Annotated in this window: 22 protein-coding genes; 17 read left to right on the top strand and 5 right to left on the bottom strand. The window is 54.1% G+C overall.

Going from position 1 to position 20551, the window contains the following annotated elements; translation table 11 throughout:
* Window positions 1-50: 50 nt before the first annotated feature.
* The gene (locus ACYVHB_RS09635) at window positions 51-449 is read right to left on the bottom strand and encodes a VOC family protein (RefSeq protein ID WP_461051498.1); all 399 of its coding nucleotides are present in this window, start codon (window positions 447-449) and stop codon (window positions 51-53) included.
* 158 nt (window positions 450-607) lie between these two features.
* Window positions 608-1357, bottom strand: coding sequence for an AraC family transcriptional regulator (locus ACYVHB_RS09640; protein ID WP_461051499.1), 750 nt, complete (start codon window positions 1355-1357; stop codon window positions 608-610).
* Between the two features lie 402 nt (window positions 1358-1759).
* Here ACYVHB_RS09640 and ACYVHB_RS09645 point away from each other — a divergent pair, with 402 nt between their 5' ends.
* Window positions 1760-2605: a DUF1206 domain-containing protein gene (locus ACYVHB_RS09645; protein WP_461051500.1), complete on the top strand. Its 846-nt coding sequence runs from the start codon at window positions 1760-1762 to the stop codon at window positions 2603-2605.
* Between the two features lie 398 nt (window positions 2606-3003).
* On the opposite strand, the gene ACYVHB_RS09650 is transcribed toward ACYVHB_RS09645, so the two are convergent.
* Both ACYVHB_RS09650 and ACYVHB_RS09655 read right to left on the bottom strand, forming a co-directional pair.
* Entirely contained in the window at window positions 3004-4518 is a 1515-nt protein-coding gene (locus ACYVHB_RS09650) for a sigma-54-dependent transcriptional regulator (RefSeq protein WP_461051501.1), read from the bottom strand.
* Window positions 4515-6863, bottom strand: a complete 2349-nt coding sequence (locus ACYVHB_RS09655; RefSeq protein WP_461051502.1) for a PAS domain-containing hybrid sensor histidine kinase/response regulator — start codon at window positions 6861-6863, stop codon at window positions 4515-4517. The genes ACYVHB_RS09650 and ACYVHB_RS09655 overlap by 4 nt, the downstream gene beginning before the upstream one ends.
* A gap of 393 nt (window positions 6864-7256) precedes the next feature.
* Between ACYVHB_RS09655 and ACYVHB_RS09660 the strand changes: the two genes are divergently transcribed.
* From ACYVHB_RS09660 to ACYVHB_RS09725, 14 genes are all read left to right on the top strand, one after another.
* Window positions 7257-7730: a YHS domain-containing (seleno)protein gene (locus tag ACYVHB_RS09660; RefSeq protein WP_461051503.1), complete on the top strand. Its 474-nt coding sequence runs from the start codon at window positions 7257-7259 to the stop codon at window positions 7728-7730.
* A gap of 55 nt (window positions 7731-7785) precedes the next feature.
* The gene (locus ACYVHB_RS09665) at window positions 7786-8220 is read left to right on the top strand and encodes a DoxX family protein (RefSeq protein WP_461051504.1); all 435 of its coding nucleotides are present in this window, start codon (window positions 7786-7788) and stop codon (window positions 8218-8220) included.
* A gap of 89 nt (window positions 8221-8309) precedes the next feature.
* Entirely contained in the window at window positions 8310-8777 is a 468-nt protein-coding gene (locus tag ACYVHB_RS09670) for a DinB family protein (protein WP_461051505.1), read from the top strand.
* A gap of 13 nt (window positions 8778-8790) precedes the next feature.
* A complete protein-coding gene (locus ACYVHB_RS09675; RefSeq protein WP_461051506.1) occupies window positions 8791-9405 on the top strand; it encodes a LysE family translocator in 615 nt (204 codons plus the stop codon).
* A gap of 12 nt (window positions 9406-9417) precedes the next feature.
* Window positions 9418-10314: an alpha/beta fold hydrolase gene (locus ACYVHB_RS09680; protein WP_461051507.1), complete on the top strand. Its 897-nt coding sequence runs from the start codon at window positions 9418-9420 to the stop codon at window positions 10312-10314.
* Between the two features lie 19 nt (window positions 10315-10333).
* On the top strand, window positions 10334-10780 hold the full coding sequence (locus ACYVHB_RS09685) for a YHS domain-containing (seleno)protein (RefSeq protein WP_461051508.1): 447 nt from the start codon (window positions 10334-10336) through the stop codon (window positions 10778-10780).
* Window positions 10781-10792: 12 nt separating this feature from the next.
* Window positions 10793-11635 carry a hypothetical protein gene (locus ACYVHB_RS09690; RefSeq protein ID WP_461051509.1) on the top strand — a complete coding sequence of 281 codons (843 nt, stop codon included), beginning with the start codon at window positions 10793-10795 and terminating at the stop codon, window positions 11633-11635.
* A gap of 29 nt (window positions 11636-11664) precedes the next feature.
* Entirely contained in the window at window positions 11665-12138 is a 474-nt protein-coding gene (locus ACYVHB_RS09695; protein WP_461051510.1) for a DM13 domain-containing protein, read from the top strand.
* A 4-nt stretch (window positions 12139-12142) separates the two neighbouring features.
* The gene (locus ACYVHB_RS09700; RefSeq protein WP_461051511.1) at window positions 12143-12691 is read left to right on the top strand and encodes a chlorite dismutase family protein; all 549 of its coding nucleotides are present in this window, start codon (window positions 12143-12145) and stop codon (window positions 12689-12691) included.
* A 33-nt stretch (window positions 12692-12724) separates the two neighbouring features.
* A complete protein-coding gene (locus ACYVHB_RS09705; protein WP_461051512.1) occupies window positions 12725-13234 on the top strand; it encodes a GNAT family N-acetyltransferase in 510 nt (169 codons plus the stop codon).
* Window positions 13235-13254: 20 nt separating this feature from the next.
* Window positions 13255-14139: an AraC family transcriptional regulator gene (locus tag ACYVHB_RS09710; RefSeq protein WP_461051513.1), complete on the top strand. Its 885-nt coding sequence runs from the start codon at window positions 13255-13257 to the stop codon at window positions 14137-14139.
* Window positions 14140-14322: 183 nt separating this feature from the next.
* Window positions 14323-14685: a hypothetical protein gene (locus ACYVHB_RS09715; protein WP_461051514.1), complete on the top strand. Its 363-nt coding sequence runs from the start codon at window positions 14323-14325 to the stop codon at window positions 14683-14685.
* Window positions 14686-14911: 226 nt separating this feature from the next.
* Entirely contained in the window at window positions 14912-16210 is a 1299-nt protein-coding gene (locus tag ACYVHB_RS09720; protein ID WP_461051515.1) for a lactonase family protein, read from the top strand.
* A 232-nt stretch (window positions 16211-16442) separates the two neighbouring features.
* Complete coding sequence (locus tag ACYVHB_RS09725) at window positions 16443-17069, top strand: DUF3455 domain-containing protein (RefSeq protein ID WP_461051516.1); 627 nt, start codon at window positions 16443-16445, stop codon at window positions 17067-17069.
* Between the two features lie 234 nt (window positions 17070-17303).
* Here ACYVHB_RS09725 and ACYVHB_RS09730 read toward each other — a convergent pair whose 3' ends face one another.
* A complete protein-coding gene (locus tag ACYVHB_RS09730) occupies window positions 17304-17684 on the bottom strand; it encodes a transposase (RefSeq protein WP_461051517.1) in 381 nt (126 codons plus the stop codon).
* A gap of 263 nt (window positions 17685-17947) precedes the next feature.
* Here ACYVHB_RS09730 and rbsK point away from each other — a divergent pair, with 263 nt between their 5' ends.
* Together rbsK and ACYVHB_RS09740 are read left to right on the top strand one after the other, a co-directional pair.
* Entirely contained in the window at window positions 17948-18868 is a 921-nt protein-coding gene (gene rbsK / locus ACYVHB_RS09735; protein ID WP_461051518.1) for a ribokinase, read from the top strand.
* Between the two features lie 123 nt (window positions 18869-18991).
* Window positions 18992-20551 (top strand): ADP-ribosylglycohydrolase family protein, encoded by a 1560-nt coding sequence (locus ACYVHB_RS09740; RefSeq protein ID WP_461051519.1) that lies wholly within the window; start codon window positions 18992-18994, stop codon window positions 20549-20551.

Consider the following 20551-nt stretch of genomic DNA (forward strand, 5'->3'; position numbering starts at 1 on the left):
GTCATGCACACGGGTAGGATGAGACCGTGGCATGTAACTAACCCGCTTTGCTACTGCCCGGCCTCGCTGAAGGTCAGGATGTAGCCGTTGTTATCCTGAACGGCGAATTCGGTGGCTCCGTAGAAGGTCTTGTGCGGCTCCCTGATGATCGTCGCCACTTTTTTGGCCCGTTCGTAGAAACCCTCTACATCTGTCACGGTCAGGTACAGCGTGAGACCGCCCCCAACCGATTGTGTTTTCAGCGTCGGATATTCCGCCTTCAGGTTCGTTTCTTCCTGAAACATGAGCGTAACCCCACCCGTCTGCACCATCGCCCATTGCAGCAGCTCGTCGCCTTTGTCGCTGGGTACGGAACTGACTACGGTAACGTTGAGCAGATCCTGGTAGAAGTCGACGGTTTCTTGAACATTTTTCACCATTAAGTTCGGCGATAGCGATTTTGCTTCCATTGGTTTTGGGGATTTACGGGTTTGCGAATAGGCCTGTTCGCTGGATAGTACCACCAACAGAGCAGCCAATACTGTTCGTTTGACTTGGTTAAACATGACGATTTTTTGACAAAGCTACAGGCCGATTCTGGTAGCCATTTTGTAAAAAAGCGACATGGTTAACGCGTCAGATAAGCCGTCGGTGTCAGGCCTGTAAACTCCTTGAACTCTTTGGTCAGATGCGCGTGGTCCGTGTAGCCATTGTCAAAGGCAATTCCCATCAGGCTATCGTTTTGGCCCGTTCGTAGCATCGCTTTAAGGTGCCGAAATCGCAGAATCCGGGCAAGCAACTTAGGTGAAACGCCTATATACTGCCGAAAAAGCCGTTCTAACTGACGTCGGCTTACATTGGCCTGATCGCTTACGTGATCAATGGAAATCTGACCGTTGTATTTGATCAAGTGTTGCACAACCGGCATAATCAACGGCGCTGAGTAATTTACGCGTTGTAATCGTTCGTAGAGATAGCGCTCCAGTGCCTGAAAACGGCCCGGCCAATCGTCAATTTCCAGAAGGTTGTTTTGAAGTTGAGTACCTAAGTCGGCCACTACCTCATTCATGTCGAGTTGTGCGTCGGTAAACAAATGCAAGGGAATCTTCAGAAATGGGTAAATACCACCTGGCCGAAAACGGATACCCAGCAGATCAGTAGCCGGAACGGTTGTGCTCAGTGTCCAATGGGTCATTGTGCCGACAAGTAATGGAGCAGTAAGGGTGCCGGTTAGAGCAGGTAACGGATAGATCAGGTCGCAGCAACCGTCCGGTGTAATACGTTTGGGCACCTGGTTGACGCCGGGTGAAGTAATCCAGAAGCATTCAATAAACGGCCTGAGTGCATCATTAATTGGCGTTAGCTCCTGATATGACATCGTTAAACTTCTCGTGTTGTGTTAATTATGTGATTTGATCCTCTCCTATTTTGCCGCTTGAGCAGGCGCTATAAACCGGCGTCCGTTGAGGGCAACATTATTAGCTCATCGGTTCTGGCGAACACAGTACCTTCTGTTAGTTCCTTTACTTTTTTGCTTACGGGCAGGCGGGCAGGGTAAAGTTTCCGTTGCTGGCCGGAGAACGGATGGCAAAACCGCCGATGTCAGTCCAGCCGTTGACTAAGCATCTGCCCGCTTATGGCTTTCATCACCGCATGTCTACCGTCAGCGGCTTATTCCGCAGCAAACACACAAAACATTTGTCGTTCTAAATCTATTCTATTGTTGTCAGAAGGCCAATTACGCTGAAAGCGACCTGTACTATACAAAACGATTTAGCTGATGAACTTATCCGGCATCTCCTCCCACATACCCTCGCCCCAGCCTCAATGGGTGAAGCGTTTTGCCAAGTTTGGTTTAGCGGCCAAAGGAGTTGTTTACTGCCTGGTTGGTATGCTGGCGTTTATGGCTGCTTTTGAAATCGGCGGTAGTTCAGAACGTAATCTCAATAAGCAGGGGGTCTTTCGGTTTATACTGGATCAACCGTTTGGGCAGGTTCTGCTGGCACTGGTAGCCGTAGGTCTGGTCTGCTACGCCCTCTGGCGGCTCACGCAGGCTTTTCTCGATACAGAGCATAAAGGAACCGACGCCAAAGGCATCGGTCGTCGGATAGGTTATGCCTTTAGCGGGTTGGTCTATGGGTCCCTGGCTTATGGTTCTTTCCGGATGATGCTGGGTAGCCAGAATAATCAGGGCGGGGATAGTTCGCGCCAGACCCTCGTTCGGGAAATACTGCAGAAACCGTTTGGCCAGTGGCTCGTCGGCCTGATTGGCCTGGCTATCATTGGCATCGGGTTATACCAGATCTACCGGGCCTTGTCTGGTAAATACCTGAAAAATGTTCAAACTTCCTCCATCAAAACGGAACTGAAGGAGATGATCATCCGGTCCGGAAAAATTGGTTATATCGCACGGGGAATCGTATGGGGGGTGATTGGCTACCTGTTTATAAAAGCGGCCGTGAGGGCGAATGCCAGCGAAGCCGGGGGCAGTAGCAGTGCGTTTGCTTTTCTGGAGGAAGCCAGTTACGGCTCGTTTTTGCTTGGCGCCGTAGCGCTGGGCCTAATTGGCTATGGTATATTCATGTTTGTACGCGCCCGGTACGAAGTCATTAACACCAGTAGCTAAGTCACCCAGACGAGCAAATCACGCAGACCGTCTAACAACTAATTTTGCCGATTTGTAGCGTTCAAATCGCTCTCTTCAGCATGGCTACTCCATTGGCGATTTTTCCCGCTACCTGCCTGCACACCGGGTTCAGGTGATGCTGGGTAATGTTCAACGGGTCTGTAAAGGTGCTGACCAGTCAGTTTTTGGCAAAATGCCCATCGAGCAGGCTAATCCCCAATTCATGTTCTGACAAAGAATTACAGACTTCTTCGCGGGCGGTTGGCCTTCCCGGCTGTCAATGCACCGCTATACACGGCTCCTCCATCCGGTCAAAGATCGTTATTTCAATCGCCGTCCGGTAGTCGGACTGGTTGATAAGGTGGCAATGGATTAAATAGGAAATGGATACATACTGCTTACGGCCGCTGAATGCCCAGCTTTTTCATCCGCGAATCGAGCGTGGTGGGGATCATATCCAGAATTTCGGCCGCTCCGTTTTTGCCGCTTACTTTCCAGCGGGTGTGCTCCAGAACAGCAATGATGTGGCTGCGTTCGGCCTCTTCCATCGTAATCAGGCCGGTAGGTTTGGGCGTTGAGTTCTTCCGTCTTAGCCAGTCGCCGACTTCCAGCTTTCGGCCCGATGAGATGATGAGTGAGCGTTCAACGACGTTTTCTAATTCGCGGATGTTGCCCGGCCAGTGATAATCCAGCAGGGTATCAATCACGTCCTGCGGAATGACGTCGATCTGGCGGCCGATGCCGGGGCCGTGCTTCGTACAAAAATGACGCACTAAGAGCGGGATGTCTTCTTTTCGCTCCCGCAGGGGCAGACTCATGATCGGAAACACGTTGAGCCGGTAGTACAGATCCTCCCGGAAGCGGCCTTCGCCGATTTCTTTTTCGAGGTCGCGGTTGGTGGCCGCAATCACCCGCACGTTGACTTTGAGCGTTTTAGTGCTGCCGACCCGTTCAAACTCGCCTTCCTGCAACACCCGCAATAGCTTGGATTGCAACTCAATCGGCATCTCACCAATTTCGTCTAAGAAAATCGTGCCGCCGTCGGCCAGTTCAAAGCGACCTATTTTCTGAGCCGTTGCGCCGGTGAACGCGCCTTTCTCGTGGCCGAACAATTCACTTTCGATGAGCGTGGCGGGCAGCGCTGCGCAGTTGATTTTCACCAGCGTTTTGTTTTTCCGACCGCTCCGGTTATGCACCGCCCGCGCCAGCAGTTCCTTTCCCGTACCCGATTCGCCCAGGATCAGCACCGAGGTATTCGTTGGGGCCACCTGTTCGACCTGCCGGAGTACTTTCCCAAAGGCCCGGCTCTGACTAATGATCTCCTCGAAGTTGCTGGTCTGTTTGATCTCTTCGCGCAGGTACGTATTCTCGGCCTGTAGTTTATTTTTAAGCTGCTCCACTTCGGCCAGCGCCTTGGCCAGCGATTCAGTCCGTTCGGCAACGCGGGTTTCGAGCAGGGCATTGGCGTCTTCCAGCTCGCATTGCAGGTGGCGTAACGTCAGGTGGGTATTAATACGGGCCAGGACCTCCTGTAACTGGAATGGCTTGGTGATGTAATCCACCGCGCCCATGTTGAAGCCGTTGACCTTGTCGATGGTTTCGGCCAGGGCCGTCATGAACAGCACCGGAATCGCCCGCGTCGCTTCCAGATGCTTGAGTCGTCGGCAGGTCTCAAAGCCGTCCATACCGGGCATCATCACGTCGAGCAGAATCAGATCGGGCTGGGCCAACGCGGCTTGTTCGATGGCGCTTTTGCCGTCACGGGCTACGAGCACCTTGTAGTTAAACCGGGTCAGCGTTTCGTACAACACACTGATGTTGTTGGGCATATCGTCCACAATCAGGATCGTACGGCCGGTGCCAATGCTGTCTATGTCGTCAACATCAGGGTGGTTACTGGAAAAGGCGCTCATACCGTTTTTAAGCAAGCTTGAAGGTATTTTTTGATCTTGCGCGTGTCGAACTCACCGGCGGCCTGCCGAATGTCGTCCACGAAGGGCTGGTATGCCGGATTAGCCCGCTCCACACGGGCTGTCTGGACCAGAATGCCCTGAATATCACCCAAGCGGGCCAGTTCGTACAAGGCTTCGAGTTGCGACGGCTCCGGCAGTTGAGCCGGAACCGTGTTTGTTCGGGCCAGGTTAGATTTGGGGGGAACTGAGGAATCAGTAACCGGTCGGGTTTGCCACGTCAGGTTTAAATGGGTGCCAATCTTGATCAACAGCGCGTCTAAGTTGACGGGTTTGGGGACGAAATCATCGAAACCCGCCTGTCGACTGCGTTGCTTGTCCTGCTCGAACACCCTGGCTGAGAACGCAAATACCTTAGCCACGTTCGTTGCCGGATTGGCCCGAATCTGTTTCAATGCGCCGTAGCCGTCTAAGTATGGCATCACCAAATCCAGCAGAATCAGATCCGGTTTGTGCAAAATGGCTTGTTCCACCGCTTCGCGGCCGTTGCGGGCTTCGATCACCGTGAAGCCCAGCGGCTGGAGCAGGTTGGTCAGCACCGAGCAGTTTTCCCAGCCGTCGTCGGCCACCAGGATAGTTTTGTGGATTCCGTCGTAGCCGACAATCGGCTGATCCGGTTGGGTGCCCGGAAGCATGGCCGGTAGTAGCGTTGCCTCGGGTAACGCCAATGAAAGCCGGAATTGCGTTCCCCGGCCCGCCTGACTGGATACGTATAAGTCGCCGTTCATGAGCCGCACCAACTGGTCGGTGATGGACAAGCCTAAACCGGTGCCCTCTACAAAATCATTCGATTCGCGGATTTGCTGGAACGGCTGGAAGATACTGGCTAACTGCTCATTGGCGATGCCAACGCCCGTATCTTCGATCATGAAGCGAATGGTGGGCGATGGCGTGCCTTTATCGTCATTTCCGGCGTTCCACTCGGCCCGGAACGTAATGGTGCCGGTCGGCGTAAATTTTACGGCGTTGCCCAGCAGGTTGAGCAGCACCTGCCGGAGTTTGCGTTCGTCGCCCACGACCCAGTCGGGCAGGTTCCCGGCCAGATGCGTCTCGAACAGCAAACCCTTTTGTTCGGCCCGGATTTGAGTCTGCTGGGCAATGTTGTGCAGCAGTTCGGGTAGGTAAAACACCTCCTGGAGCACTTCCATCTTGCGGGCTTCGATCTTCGAGAGGTCCAGCACGTCGTTGATGAGCGAGAGCAGACTTTCGGCGCAGTCGTGCATAATCCTGATACCTTTTTGCTGACTATCGGACAGCAGCGGGTCGCGTTTGAATAACTGGGTGTAGCCCAGAATACCGTTGAGTGGGGTGCGCAGTTCGTGGCTCATGGTGGCCAGAAAATCGCTTTTGGCCCCGTTGGCGGCTTCGGCTTCTTCTTTAGCCTCGGCCAGTTCGTGGGTCCGTTCGATGACGGTCGCTTCCAGATGCTCCTGAATTTTCAGCAGCCGTTCTTCGGCCACTTTACGCCCGATTTCCGCACCCGACCGGGCCGCCAGCACCCGCAGGATGCCAGTGTACTTGTGATGATTGGTCATGGGGCGGGTGTCGCTCACCGACAAATGACCAATCACTTCGCCCGCTTTGTCGTGAATCGGTACGCCGAGGTAGGACTCGGTGCCGGTTGCCTGGCTGAAATTCCCGGCGACGTCGGTGGGGTAGTAAAAATCGCGGTCCTTCATCACGATGTCGCAGGGCGTACCGGCCAGGTCATACTCGATGTTTTCGTGCAGGGTGTCGTTCACGCTGAAAGCCAGTGTTCGGACGCGGGTTTTCTCGACGTTGGTGCATTCGGTCACCATCGCGAACTGCACGTGCAGCGTGGCCGTCAGTTGCTGCACCAATGACTGGAAAAAGTCGATCCCAATGTCGGCGGCTGTACCTTCCGAAATCCGGCGGAGCGTATCGTCCAACTGCGAGCGTTCGGTGACGTCGCGCACGAAACAGCACAGGTAGTACTGCCCGTCGAGCCGGACAAAATTCATCCCGATCTCCGCTTGCCGAATGGTCCCGTCCTGCCGCATCTGGGGTACTTCAAGCGTCAGGGTGTGTTGCTGTTCCACGGTCTGCCAGAGTTGTTCGTACCGGGCCGGGTCATATTCAGGATGAATGTCGGGGAAGTTCAGACGGTTCATCTGCGCCGGTTCATAGCCAAGCTGCCGACCGGCCGCAGCGTTAGCTCGCTCAACCCGGCCCTGCTGGTCAAAGAGCAGGATCGGCTCCAGCGCGGTTTCGACGGTGAAGTGCGACAGGCGAAGCGTTTGTTCAGGAATGACGGCGGTTGCGTTCATCAGATCAATTAGTAATGGATTATCCGGTCGGTTGAGAACCGGCTACTATGCACAACATCATCCTGCAATTTCGGGTCCGAACCGGCTAATCTGCTTTGTTTGGGTCGATACGACCGGCATCTGGCGATTCTGTCCGTTTGCCGACACCGACTTGACTGTCAACTCCGTAGTTTTCCCCGGTTATTTCGTAAAGGTCACGAAATATCGTAACTAAATCCAGATCGTCGTTTGGCATTGGCACGGTTTGATTACCGATTTTTCGCCTTTTTTCAGCCGCTGACTGCGTTTTCGTCTGATCTGGCCCGGCTGGAACGGTATTTGGCAATTGAGTTGGCAACGGGCTGCCCGGATTTAGCAGCGTCAACGACAACGAACAACCAAACAAACTGTATCATGAAAACCCTTTCATTTTTATTCATTGCCCTTGCATTAACGCAACTGACAACTGCCACAGCCCAGCAGAACCCGGCGGTTCGGAAACAACAGTTCAACCTTGATAAAGGAATTGCCATTCAGGGCTACGACGCCGTTGCCTACTTCACCCAGAACAAAGCCGTGAAGGGATCGGCCGCCAACACGGTCAACTACAAGAACGTAACGTACCGCTTCGCTTCGGCCGCTAACCTGAAGGCGTTCCAGGAGAATCCCGACAAATACGAACCGCAGTACGGCGGCTGGTGTGCCTACGCGATGGGGGCTAACGGCGAAAAAGTGGAGGTTGACCCCGAAACCTTCAAGATCAAAGACGGCAAGCTGTTTTTGTTTTACCACACCTTCATCAACAACACGCTGACCAAGTGGAACAAGGACGAGCCGAATCTGCACAAGAAAGCCGATGCCAGTTGGAACAAGTTCACGCAATCCTAATCTTCATTTTCAACCTTTTTAAACTTCTTAATCACCCCAAAACCTCGTGTCAATCATGAATAAGCCAACGATTTATCTCCTTTGGGCCGCTCGTATTGTAGCCGCCGTCATCATGCTCCAGACCTTATTTTTTAAGTTCACCGGGGCTTCTGAATCCGTCTATATCTTTTCCACGCTGGGTGTGGAACCCTGGGGCCGCATCGGTTCGGGCATTGTCGAACTGATTGCTTCGTCGCTCATCCTGATCCCGCGCACAAGCTGGATCGGGGCCGGTTTGGCCCTCGGCGTTATGTCGGGTGCGATTCTGGCTCACCTGACCATCCTGGGTATCCCCGTTCAGGGCGATGGTGGTTACCTGTTCTTTCTGGCTTTAGCCGTAGCCGCCAGCAGTTCGACCATTCTGTTCCTGACCCGCAACCAGTGGTTGCCGGTGGTGACGGGATTGCTCGGGTCTGTCTTCGGCAAGAAACCCGTCCGCGCCAACGCCTGACCGGGTCACGCCTGACATTATTCATTACCCATTATTCATTTTTCATTAGTCGCGCCATGTCGTTGAAATCCGTTAGTACCGATAGTTTGATGCAACTCGCCGAGGTCGTCGGCCAGCTAACCGATTCCGAGTACGCCCGCCCACTGGATGTACTTTCGGGTAACACCATCGGCAAGCACGTTCGCCACATCTTAGAATTCTACGAATTGCTGGTCAACAGCGCCCAAACCGCCCAACTAAACTACGACCGGCGGCAACGCGACCTCCGGCTCGAAGCCGACACCGACGAAGCGCTCCGGCGCATCGGCACCATCGACCGGGCCATCCACCACCTCGACCTGAACCAGCCCCTGCACCTCGAAGCCGACTTGTCGGTGGCGGGTGCCGAGACGATTCAGATTCCGTCGTCGTTCGCCCGCGAGTTGCTTTACAACGTCGAACACGCCATCCACCACATGGCCTTGATTCAGGTCGCGGTTCAGAACGCCTTTCCAGCGGTCGAGTTACCATCACACTTCGGCGTTGCTTACTCAACGGTTCAGCACCAATCGCATTAACTACCCAATAGCCATGCTTCTCTTATTCGTCATCGTCAGTGTCATCAGTTTTGCCGGGTCGATTCACCCCGGTACGGTCAATCTGGCGGTGGTCCAAACGACGCTCAACCAGAGCCGTCGCGCCGGGTTGTGGCTGGCACTGGGCGGCAGTCTGCCCGAAATTGGGTACAGTGCGCTGGCGGCCGGTGGTCTGATGCTGCTGCCGATGGGGTCAATCTGGACGGTTGTGCTGTCGTACATCTCCATTCCGGTGCTGCTGGGCGCAGGCGTCGCTTCCCTTCGGCAGAAACCCGTCGTGCTGAACGCCCTGACGACGGCGGGCGCTGCCTTTCCGTTTTGGAAAGGCGTGGCGCTGGGTGGTACGAATCCGCAACTGCTGCCCTTCTGGTCGGCGGTGTGGCTCTACCTGAGTGCGCACATGCTGGTGCCGAATGGCCAGCCGGGTAGTCAGTGGGTATTCGCGCTGGGGACGGCAGCGGGGGCGTTTGGGTTACTGGTTGGGGTCGTCTGGCTGGCCGACTGGCAACGGCAGCGCGTCGTGCAGTACCTGAACGGTCCGTGGCTGAATCGCCTGACGGGTGGAATGTTTATCGGCATGGCGTTGTGGCAGATGGTGCGGGTCCTGTAAAAAATAACATTCATGCGGTCATTTTTTCTTCGCTGGCGGATGTTACTGCTCGTTTTTGTGCTGCTTGTCGTCCTGCTTCCGCAGTGTGTTTCGGTGCGGATGTCGGACGAAAAAGTGGCCGCCTACTTCGCCAACCGGCCGGTAAAGCCCACGTTTGTCACCCTTGAGGTGAATGGTCGTCTGATTCATTACGCCCGCATTCGGCATACACAAGCTGGTTCCGATACGCTGCCAACGGTGCTGTTCATTCACGGGTCGCCGGGGTCGTGGGATGCGTTTATCGGCTTTTTTGCTGATTCGTCGCTCTACAACCGGGCGCAGTTGATTTCGGCAGATCGGCCGGGTTTTGGCAAGTCGGGGTTCGGAACACCCGAACGATCCCTGAAAATGCAGGCCGCCGATCTGGCCCCGCTGCTCCGGCTGAGTGGCTCCCGACCGAAGCCGATTTTGGTCGGGCATTCGCTGGGTGGACCGGTAGCGGCCCGGATGGCGATGGATTACCCCGACGAAGTGGGCGGCCTGATTTTAGTGGCCCCGTCGATTGCACCTGAACTGGAAAAAAAGGAATGGTACCGGCCGATTGGCAACGTGTTTCCCATCCGGCACTGGTTGCCTACGGAATTAAGGGTTAGCAACCAGGAGATTCTACCGCTGAAAGGCGAATTGGAGCAGATGATGCCGCTGTGGGCGGGTATCCGGGTGCCGGTGATCGTAATTCAGGGCGAAGACGACCCGCTGGTGCCGCCGGGCAATGCGGCCTTCGCCAAACGGATGCTCGTCAACGCGCCCGTCACAATTCAGATGATTCCGAAGATGAATCATTTCATTCCCTGGAGCCGCCCCGACCTGATTCGGGATGCTATCCTTCATCAACTGACTAATCAACCAAGCAATTTGTCAACCAAGTAAACCTAACAAGTCAACAATCATGAAACTGCACATTCTGCGTCTGACCATTCTCGTCTTGTTTTCCATCACCACGGCCTTTGCTCAAAAGTCAGCCCTGTTCGCGCCAGACGGCAAAGCCATAAAAGGCTATGATCCGGTTGCTTATTTTACGGAGAGTAAACCCGTACCGGGCGATCCAAAAATTTCGTATAACTACGAGGGTGCTGACTGGTATTTTGCCAGCGAGAAGAACCGCGATGCTTTCAAAGCCGACCCCGTAAAGTACGCGCCCCAGTACGGCGGTTATTGCGCCTTTGGTGCATCGAAAGGCTACAAAGCCCCCACCGAAGCCGATGCCTGGACCATTGTGGATGGTAAGTTGTACCTCAACTACAACACCAAAGTCCGCACCGAGTGGAACAAAGACCAGCCGGGCTATATCCAGAAAGCCGATAAAAACTGGGTTGAAATCAAAAACACCAAATAACCGAACCACTCCATGAAAACCCGCCTGATCCCTACCCTACTGATGCTGAGTTTTTTATCAACGACTGTTGAAGCTGGCCCCTGGTTGCCAGGCCGCAAAAAAGGGTTTGTCCAGATTGGCTATTCGGGCCTGTATTACAACGCCGTGTATGGCTCAACCGGCACCGAGCAACCTTCGTTTCGCAACACCAGCGACGTAACCCTGCAACTCTACGCGGAGTACGGTATTTCCCAGAAGTGGGCTATCCGGGGCGTGCTACCCTACAAACTGCTGCGAACCAGCACCAGCACCGACCGAGCGGCTAATCCGGTTCCGGCGGGTACGCTGACGGGGATCGGCAACATTGGGCTGGGTCTCAAACGCGCCCTTGCCGACGGTCCCGTTAAACTTAGCGTGGGCGTCGATGCGCTGGCCAACACCTTTAGCAATAACGACCGGCTGGGCCTGCGCACGGGCTACGAAGGCTGGACGGTGCTGCCTTACCTATCGGTGGGGTCGGGCGGTAAACGCACGTATTTTTTCGCCGAAGCGGGCTATGGATTTATGACTCAGAATTATAGTAACTTTCTGAAACTAAACGGCGAACTGGGGTATAAGTTGCATCCCCGGTTGTGGGTTGCGGGGACGCTCGATTTCCGGTTACCGGCCAAAAACGGGCCGTTTTTCAACACCGAAGCCTACCAGTTCACGGGCACGTACCTCAACGATCAGATGTTCCTCGGAGCGGGTTTAAAAGGGTCGTATGACATCGTACCGGATAAAGTTGGCCTGACGGCGAGTGTCATCGGGGCGTTGGCCGGGGAGAACGTACCGTTTTCGCGGTCCTACAACGCCGGTATTTTCATCAAATGGTAATCAATTCATCACAGTAAACAATAAACACTATGAAAACGCTTGTTCCCTTTGCCTTTTTGCTCATGCTGAGCGTACTGGTCGGCTGTACGACCACATCCGAAGAAACTATCGAACCCGCTCCCACGACTGGTACGGCACCCATTTCCGGCACAACTACGGTCGGCACAACGCCACCAGTCTCAACGACCAGCCCAGCCGGACTCTTGCAGGGTATGTTCATGAGTAACGTTCATGCCACCAGCGGGACCGTAAATGTGGTCGAAACCGGCGGGAAGCGAACCTTAGTGTTCACGAACTTCCGCACGGACGGTGGTCCTGATCTGCGCATTTATTTAGCCGAAAACACGGGCCTGCGCAACTTCATCGAAGTGTCGAGACTGACCAGCACCAGTGGCAATTTTTCGGTCGAGTTACCCGCCGGGGCCGACCCTGCCCGGCAACGGTATGTCATCATTTGGTGCAAGGCCTTCTCGGTGCTGTTCGGGAATGCCGAATTGAAATAGGCGAATGGCAAACATCCCGTTTGAATTTGTTGGCGGCCACAGTGGGCAGTGGAAGGTGGTCAGCATGAGCCCAGTGGCTGGAGATGCTCTGGACCGGGTTTCGCACGTAACGATAAGGTCAGGAAGCCTGTCCGGGGCGAAAGCGGGCGTGTGGACATTGCAGGGGGTGGTGAGCAACCTGCGCTACACGGAGCGGACTGAGAAAGACGCGCTGACGACGGTTCAGGCGAATCTGGGCCGACCCGAAGCCACCTGCGCAGCCCTGATCCCAATCGGCAAAAGCGAAGCCTGGTGGAACCTGACGCAGGACGAACGCCGGAACCTGTTCGAGAACCAGTCGCACCACATCCATACGGGTCTTCATTACCTGCCCGCCATTGCCCGTAAGTTATACCACTGCCGGGACCTCGGCGGACCGTTCGATTTTCTGACCTGGTTTGAATATGCGCCCCATCACGCCGACGCGTTTGAGGAACTGGTGGCGGCTTTGCGGATCACGGAAGAATGGAAATACGTCAACCGTGAAATCGACATTCGCTTAGTACGAGCGTAAAATAAACTTCATTAACACGATAAGTAGCATACCGTGCAAAACAATATAACCGAAAACCAGGAACCGGACCCGCGTCCGATCAACGCGGCCACAATTCGACCCGTTACGTCGGGCGACGTCCCCGCCCTGAAGGCCCTGATCGACGCGCTCGGTCTGTTCCCCGGTGAAATGCTGGACGATATGATGGCTGACTATTTTACGAATCCAGACAGTAGCGATTGCTGGCTGATTGACGATGAGAATGGCCCGGTAGGGGTTGCTTACTACGCACCCGAACGACTGACCGAGGGAACGTGGAACCTGTATCTGATTGCTGTTCAGGCCGACCAGCAGGGAAAAGGGCGCGGAGCGGCTATGATGCGTTACGTTGAACAGGCGTTGCGGGAACGGGGTGAACGGCTGTTGCTGGTCGAAACGTCAGGTTTGCCAAGTTATGAGTACCAGCGGGCGTTTTACCGGCGGTGCGGCTACACCGAAGAAGCCCGGATTCGTGATTTTTACCAGGCCGGTGAAGACAAGGTTGTCTTTTGGAAAACGCTATGACCGCTTAAATTACGTATTCAATGAAAGCCTTGATTGTTCCTCAGCAATTAGAGCCACAACCGAATAATCACCGTACCCTTGATCTGAACGGTTGTTCGGTGGTCGAATCCTGTTACCATGGCGATACGATGCAGGGCAGTATCTACGTAGCCGAGCATGAACTGATCTACGTGCTTTCGGGCGAGATACACGTGCGGACAGCTTTGGGAAATGTCGTGAAAGCCGTGGCGAATGAGGCTGTCTTTTTGAAGCGAGGCAGTTATGCCGACTTCGCTAAATTGGGACGTGTTGTTGGTGCCGATTATGAAAGCGTGTTATTTTTCTTAAAAGACACCTTCGTCGAGGAGTTTATCAGCCGATACCGGCCAGCCATTCCGTGCGCGAGTGATCTGCCTTCAATCATCCACATACCCGCACACTCGCTGCTGGATAATTTTGTCCGGTCGTTGGTCCCTTACTTTAGCTCACCATTAGCCGCTAACAAAGAACTGTTACGCCTGAAAACGTTTGAGTTTCTGCTGAATCTGTCGGCCTTTGATCCCCAGCTACTGGCTTATCTATTCCATTTGACCCAACCCCAACGTACCGATTTGGTGCAGATCATGGAACTGCATTATGCCAAGAACTTGCCCCTCAGCGAGTTTGCGTATCTAACAGGTCGTAGTTTATCGACGTTCAAACGAGATTTTAACCGGACGTTTGGTACGTCACCGCACCGCTGGCTATTCGTCAAACGGCTGGCACTGGGTCATTATCTGTTAGAAAACACGGATAAATCCGTGCTCGATATCTGTTTGGAAGCAGGATTTGAGGATGTTTCGCATTTTTCAAAATCGTTTCGTCGGCACTACGGCTATCCGCCAACGGGGGTTCGGACAGGGCAATTGATTGCGAAGTCAGTATAGCCTAATCCACTTACAGCACAGCAAGGCCGAGCACATGACTCGGCCTTGCTTTTACCTGATAGTTGACTATTCGGGCAGCAAACAGTGGTAGGTTGACCCGTTTATCCAACGAACCTGAGCTATTTAGCCCCGGTCCCCATTCATGGCTCCCTATACCTTTGCTCATCAAAAAACAGCAACGGTATGAAGCGTGTAACAATTCTGTTAATTCCTGTCAGTGTCTGGATTGGCTTATTGTCCATCGTTGGCTGTCAGGACGAGTCCGGGGTCGGGGTGTCCATTGAGTTACCATCGGACTCCATCCATGTGCCTGCTCCCGGCACGAATGCGCCCACAGATACAATTCAGCGTTACGGTCGGCAATGGGTCTTCTACGCTCAGGTTGACAAAGCGGACGACTATTTCCGGCGCATGTTCATTGAACCCGCCGTGGCCGCCCAAATTGGCCCTAACGGTGACCTGCCCGATGGTGCTTTGCTACTGATGGAAACCTGGTTTGGGGCTAATCAATCAACTGTTTTTATTCGTCAGAAACGAAATGGTTAGTGGCTAAGCGGTTCGTTTTCTCCTGATGCTCCCAACTTCGCCGTTACGGTACAAAACTCGTGCAATACCTGTCATACGCGGGCGCAATCAACCGATTTGACCTACACTCGCCCACTACTGCTACGGGCGATCCGGCGGGGTGCATTTCAGCGCATCGAGTGCGATGAGCGAGGCTTTACCCCCTGCGATCTATCTGTTTATCAAGGAAATTAACCCCGAAAGACGTATGAATCGACTACCCTATTTCATCCTGATCGGTTATAGCCTGCTGACGGCTACGGTCAATGGTCAACCTAACACGGCCTATCTAAATTTCAAGGCCCGACACCTATTGGTGTTGTCCGATGCGGACATGCTGGCCTCGGCTTACGTTACCGGTGATGCTGGTCCGAAACCAGGCGGATTGCACGATGCGCTGACTATTTTGCCAATGGTTAACCAAGGCGTAACGGAGCAACGTGTCGTCTTGCCAGTTAGCAATTCGGTTAAAGCCTGGCCCAACAACCTGGCTGTTACGCCCGACGGTCGTTTTGCCTTTGTAACGGAACTGTACGGTCCGGCCCCGGCTGGGCAAACGGCCATCGGTGCAACGCCAGACGGTCATCTGGTAACGATGATTGCGCTTACGCCAAAGCCGTTTATTCGACAGCAGATACGGTTGGGCGCTCGGATTGGCGCCATTGACGTCCGGCCACAAGGGGATCTCATTGCGGTAACTTCCGGCGAAACAGGTAAAGAACTGGCCCTTATTCCGCTCAGGAACGGGCAACTGAAACAACCCCGTTACATTCGATTGAGCAACACAAATGCAGCTAATTCTAAGCTGTCGCATATCGTCTGGCATCCCTCGGGCGACTATTTTGCGGTCACGCTGAGCGACGAGCAGCAGGTTTGTTTCTTTCGCTACCAGTCGAACGGTCAGATAGAGCCGTGGGGTACGGCCGTCAGTCCGGGTAAGCTACCCGGTGTTGGTTACTTCACCCCCGATGGTAATCATTACGTCGTCACCAATTTATTCTGGGGGGAGGATGTAGCGGGTAGTTATGGAGGTTCCCAACAGGGAATGCTAACCGTTATCCGGTTTGCCGCCCAAGCGGAACCGGAAGGCCAGCCTCGTCATACAATTGTATCCACGGCCGCCACGGGTGGTAGTCCCGAAAACTTTGCCATCAGCCCCGACGGCCGTTGGGTGGTTAGCTTAGATATGGAGCAGAGCTATTTTCCGCCGAATTCTCCGTTTTATACGCCGTACAGCGCCCTGACTTTGTACCAATTCAGTCCAACTACGGGACGGTTGCGCATCGCTGATCGGGCTCGTTTCGACGGCATTCTGCCTGAGGGTATCACTTTCGACGCGGCCAGCAACTACTTAGCCGTTGCCGTTTTTGATCATCACAATCCGCAACGGGCCGGTGGCACGGTTGATTTCTGGCAACTATTCAAAGGAGATGAGCCTAAACTGCTCAAGCTCGATTACACCCTGCCGGTCATGCGGGGAGCGCACATCATTAAGCGGATTGATTAATTAAACCATCCCATGAATCGACATAGATTTCTCAAGAGTTTAGCAATAAGCAGTGGCGCATTGATGGTTATCTACTGCATGGGAAGCCTGACAGCCTGTTCCTAGAAAGCTGAACTTAGGAGAACTTTGACCTATCTGTGGCAAATGCCCAGGCAATGTCGGCTTTTCGACTTTTCCATAGTTCTCCCATAGCTAATCTTGGGTGTTCATCTAACCATAACCTAATTAACAAATGAATACTGCAAGAAAGTTACCTGTAAACAAACCGATGCTCAACCGCTTTGGCGGGTTAATCAGCCTACTGATTTTAGTAGGTGCATTAGGCTCCTGTAAACAAAAGTTCGACGCGCTGGTCGAACCCGTACCCCAGCAAAGCGACCTTTCTGCCAACGCCCGTCAATACTTTGTGCCCGATACGTTAAATCCGCCGACTGGGAATGCATTGGTTGCCACCTTTTTTGCGAAAGGAGTGCAAATCTACGAAGCAAGGCGCGGCACCACTGATCCTAACACGCTTGAGTGGGCCTTTGTCGCTCCCAGTGCCATACTGTATAACGGTCGTGGTGTTCGCGTGGGTGACCACGGTGCCGGGCCGATCTGGACGTATAAGGATGGAAGTGCCGTAATTGGCCGGGTAGTAACCCGCATTGATGCCCCGAACGCTACCCGCGACATTCCCTGGCTTTTGCTAATGGCCAGTTCCAACACGGGTACTGGCCTATTTAGTAACGTAACATTTATCCAGCGAATTTTTACGTTTCGGGGTTCAGCCCCTACAACCCCTCCTGAGGTAAGTCAGCTTGGGAAGCAGGTTAGAATACCATATACCACTATTTACCGATTCTACTCAGCCAGGTAGTGAACCAACTTTCTGTTAAGGCCAAACTGCCCTGTGATATGATCATATCACAGGGCAGTTTGATTTTATCTACCTGGCCTACGACCGCACTAAAACGCAGTTTTGCTCTCAATAGAATCACCATTGGCTCGGTCAGTCGGGTGCAATTTGAGCCGTTTAAGCATGTTAGCTGCCCGAAGAACGGACAATATCCTCACCCTGCTAATGCGCCCAGCGAACACCGATTCTGCAAGACTAAGTACATTCAAGAAAGACTTGTCGGGTTGCACCAATAATTGACAGCACTTTTTCAGGCATTTGATTGTAGCGGGCAAAGAAGGAATGCGTTGCATCAATCAGCTTTTTGATGGATTCGAATAATTCACAATGGGTCACTTCTCGTCGCCAATGCCGCCACAACATTTCTATCGGGTTGAGCCAGGGACTATAGGTTGGTGGATATAATAATACTAAACGACCAGCGGCTCCTCGGACTACGGCCTCAATTTCTCCGCCACTATGGGTATCGGCGTTGTCCCAAGCCAGGTAAATGGTTTGCACTGGATGCCTCAGCAGAAGCTGCTCGGCAATCTGCTGCTTCGGCAGTCCGATCGCGTCGCTTTCGGTTACGAACAATGACCACCGTTTCGCCTGTATGATAATTGACTGCCCCGATGCCGAACCGTTTATTGGTCTGTCCCGGCGTGGGAATCATCACCTGCTGACCTACGGGAGTTAGACAACCAAACTCCTGTTTCTGTTTATCGACGCGACTATCCGCTACATGCTGCCAGTCGTTACACAACCTAATCACTCAATACAGTTTATGTGCCAGGCGTGGTTAGTAAAATAGCCACCCGACTCCCTTTTGTAGGCATCCCCAAACCGCTCACCACCGAATGCCCGCTCAAATTCTCGTCATCGGCAGTTCCAATACCGACATGGTCGTGAAGACCAGCAAACTGCCCGCACCGGGCGAAACCGTCATGGGTGGCACGTTCCTGATGAACCCCGGCGGCAAGGGAGCCAATCAGGCGGTGGGAGCGGCCCGACTCCAGGGTGCTGTTACGTTCGCGGCAAAAGTTGGCAACGATGTATTTGGGCAGCAGGCCATTGACGGATTTCGGCGGGAAGGCATTGACACAACCTATGTTCTGACCGACGCTAATCAGCCGTCGGGCGTGGCGCTCATCAACGTCGATGCCCAGGGCGAAAACTGCATCACCGTCGCGCCCGGTGCCAACGGCTATCTCCAGCCCGCCGACGTCGACGCAGCGCTGCAATCCGCTTCATCCGATACGATTGTGCTGCTCCAGCTCGAAATACCGCTGCCAACGGTCGAACACGCCGTTCGGCAGGCGGCTGAACGCGGGCTGCGGGTCATCTTGAACCCAGCCCCGGCGCAGGAACTCCCGGCGGACCTGTTCCCAAACCTTTTTCTGATTACGCCCAACGAAACCGAAGCGGAAATTCTGACCGGCATCCGCGTAACCAATGAAGCCACCGCCGAACAGGCCGCGCTGAAATTTCACCAGATGGGCGTCGCAAACGTCATCATTACCTTAGGCGCAAAAGGGGCGTACCTGCACACCGCAACGGGCGCAACACTAATTTCAACCCCGCCCGTAACGCCGGTGGATACGACGGCTGCGGGCGACTGTTTCAACGGAGCGTTGGCCGTAGCCCTTTCGGAAGAGCAGTCGTTGCCCGAAGCCGTAGCGTTTGCGTGCCGGGCCGCGTCGGTTTCGGTCACGCGCATGGGGGCGCAGGCGTCTATGCCGACCCGCAACGAGGTAAACGACCGGATGGCAACGGCTTAATCAAACCCAATTGCCAACCGCTGGAACCGTTCCGTTGCTCATCGCCCTCCGTTAATGTATCGGTTGAACCGGGAAAAATGGCAGTCGGCGGTGTTTCGCTATATGGTCTTAAACGTACTGATTATGAAAATCCTGTTTGTCCTGCTGTTCACGCTGCTATCGGCCGCGATGCCCCCCACCAAGCCGTCCCGGACGGCTCCCAAAGCGGTTACAATGTCGAAAACGGCCCTCCAGAATAAAATCAAAGGCGGTTGGGCGGGGCAGGTTATCGGCTGCACGTTCGGTGGCCCCACGGAGTTTAAATTCAACGGCACGATGATTAACGATTACCAGCCGATTCCGTGGTACGACGGCTACATCAAAAAAACGATGCTTGAGATTCCGGGGCTGTACGACGATCTATACATGGACCTGACGTTTGTGGACGTGTTTGAGCGCAAAGGTCTCGACGCACCGGTTAGCGAACACGCCAACGCCTACGCCACGGCCGAGTACATGCTTTGGCACGCTAATCAGGTGGGCCGTTATAACATTCTCAATGGTATGAAAGCACCTGAATCGGGCCACTGGGTCAATAATCCCCACGCCGACGACATCGACTTTCAAATTGAAGCTGATTTTTCGGGGCTGATGGCCCCCGGAATGCCCAACACGGCGGTGCAGATCGGCGACCCCATCGGCCATATCATGAACTACGGCGACGGCTGGTACGGCGGGGCGTACGTAGGGGCCATGTATGCGCTGGCCTTTACGTCGAACGACGTCAACTACATCGTGAACGAATCACTCAAAACCATTCCGCAGCAGAGTACCTTCTACCAGTGCATTGCCGACGTAATTAAGTGGCACGGGCAGTACCCAACCGACTGGAAACGCAACTGGTTCGAGATTCAGAAGAAATGGTCTGACGAGGTGGGCTGCTCCGACGGCGTGTTTCGCGCCTATAACATCGACGCTAAAATCAACTCGGCCTACATCGTGCTGGGGCTGCTTTACGGCGGGGGTGACTTCACGAAAACGATGGAGATCAGCACCCGCGCCGGGCAGGACTCAGACTGCAATCCGGCGTCGGCGGGCGGCATTCTCGGTACCATGCTCGGCTACGACAAGATTCCGGCCTACTGGAAAATGGGCTTAGCCGAAGCCGAAGATATTGACTTCAAATACACGACCATATCGCTCAACGACGTGTATGCAATGGGGATGAAACACGCGCTGCAAGTGGTGGAACGCAACGGCGGCAAAGTTACCGGCGATCAGGTCATGATTGCCGTGCAGGCACCCAAAGCGGTGCGGTTAGAGCAGGCATTCACGGGTCACTACCCGGTGTTGGTGAAGGGCGTCCACAAAGATTTAGACAACGAATACACGTTCGATTTTGAGGGTATCGGCTTTGTGCTGAAAGGCGAAGCAAAGCCGAAGAATACGACGGCTGCGATGGCTTACACCTACCAGGGAACCCACACGTTCAGCGTCGAACTGTACATTGATGATAAAAAGGTTGAAACGGCGAAACTACCGGCTAACTTCACCCAGCGCCGGTACGATCTGTTCTGGAAATACCAGCTTCCGAAGGGTAAGCACACGGCCCGCATCAAACTGCTTAACCCCGATGCCGACCACGCTGTCCGAATGACTGACCTGCTGGTGTACAACGACCAGCCGGTGAAGTCGAAATTATAG

It is taken from the genome of Spirosoma arcticum (genome assembly GCF_054779955.1).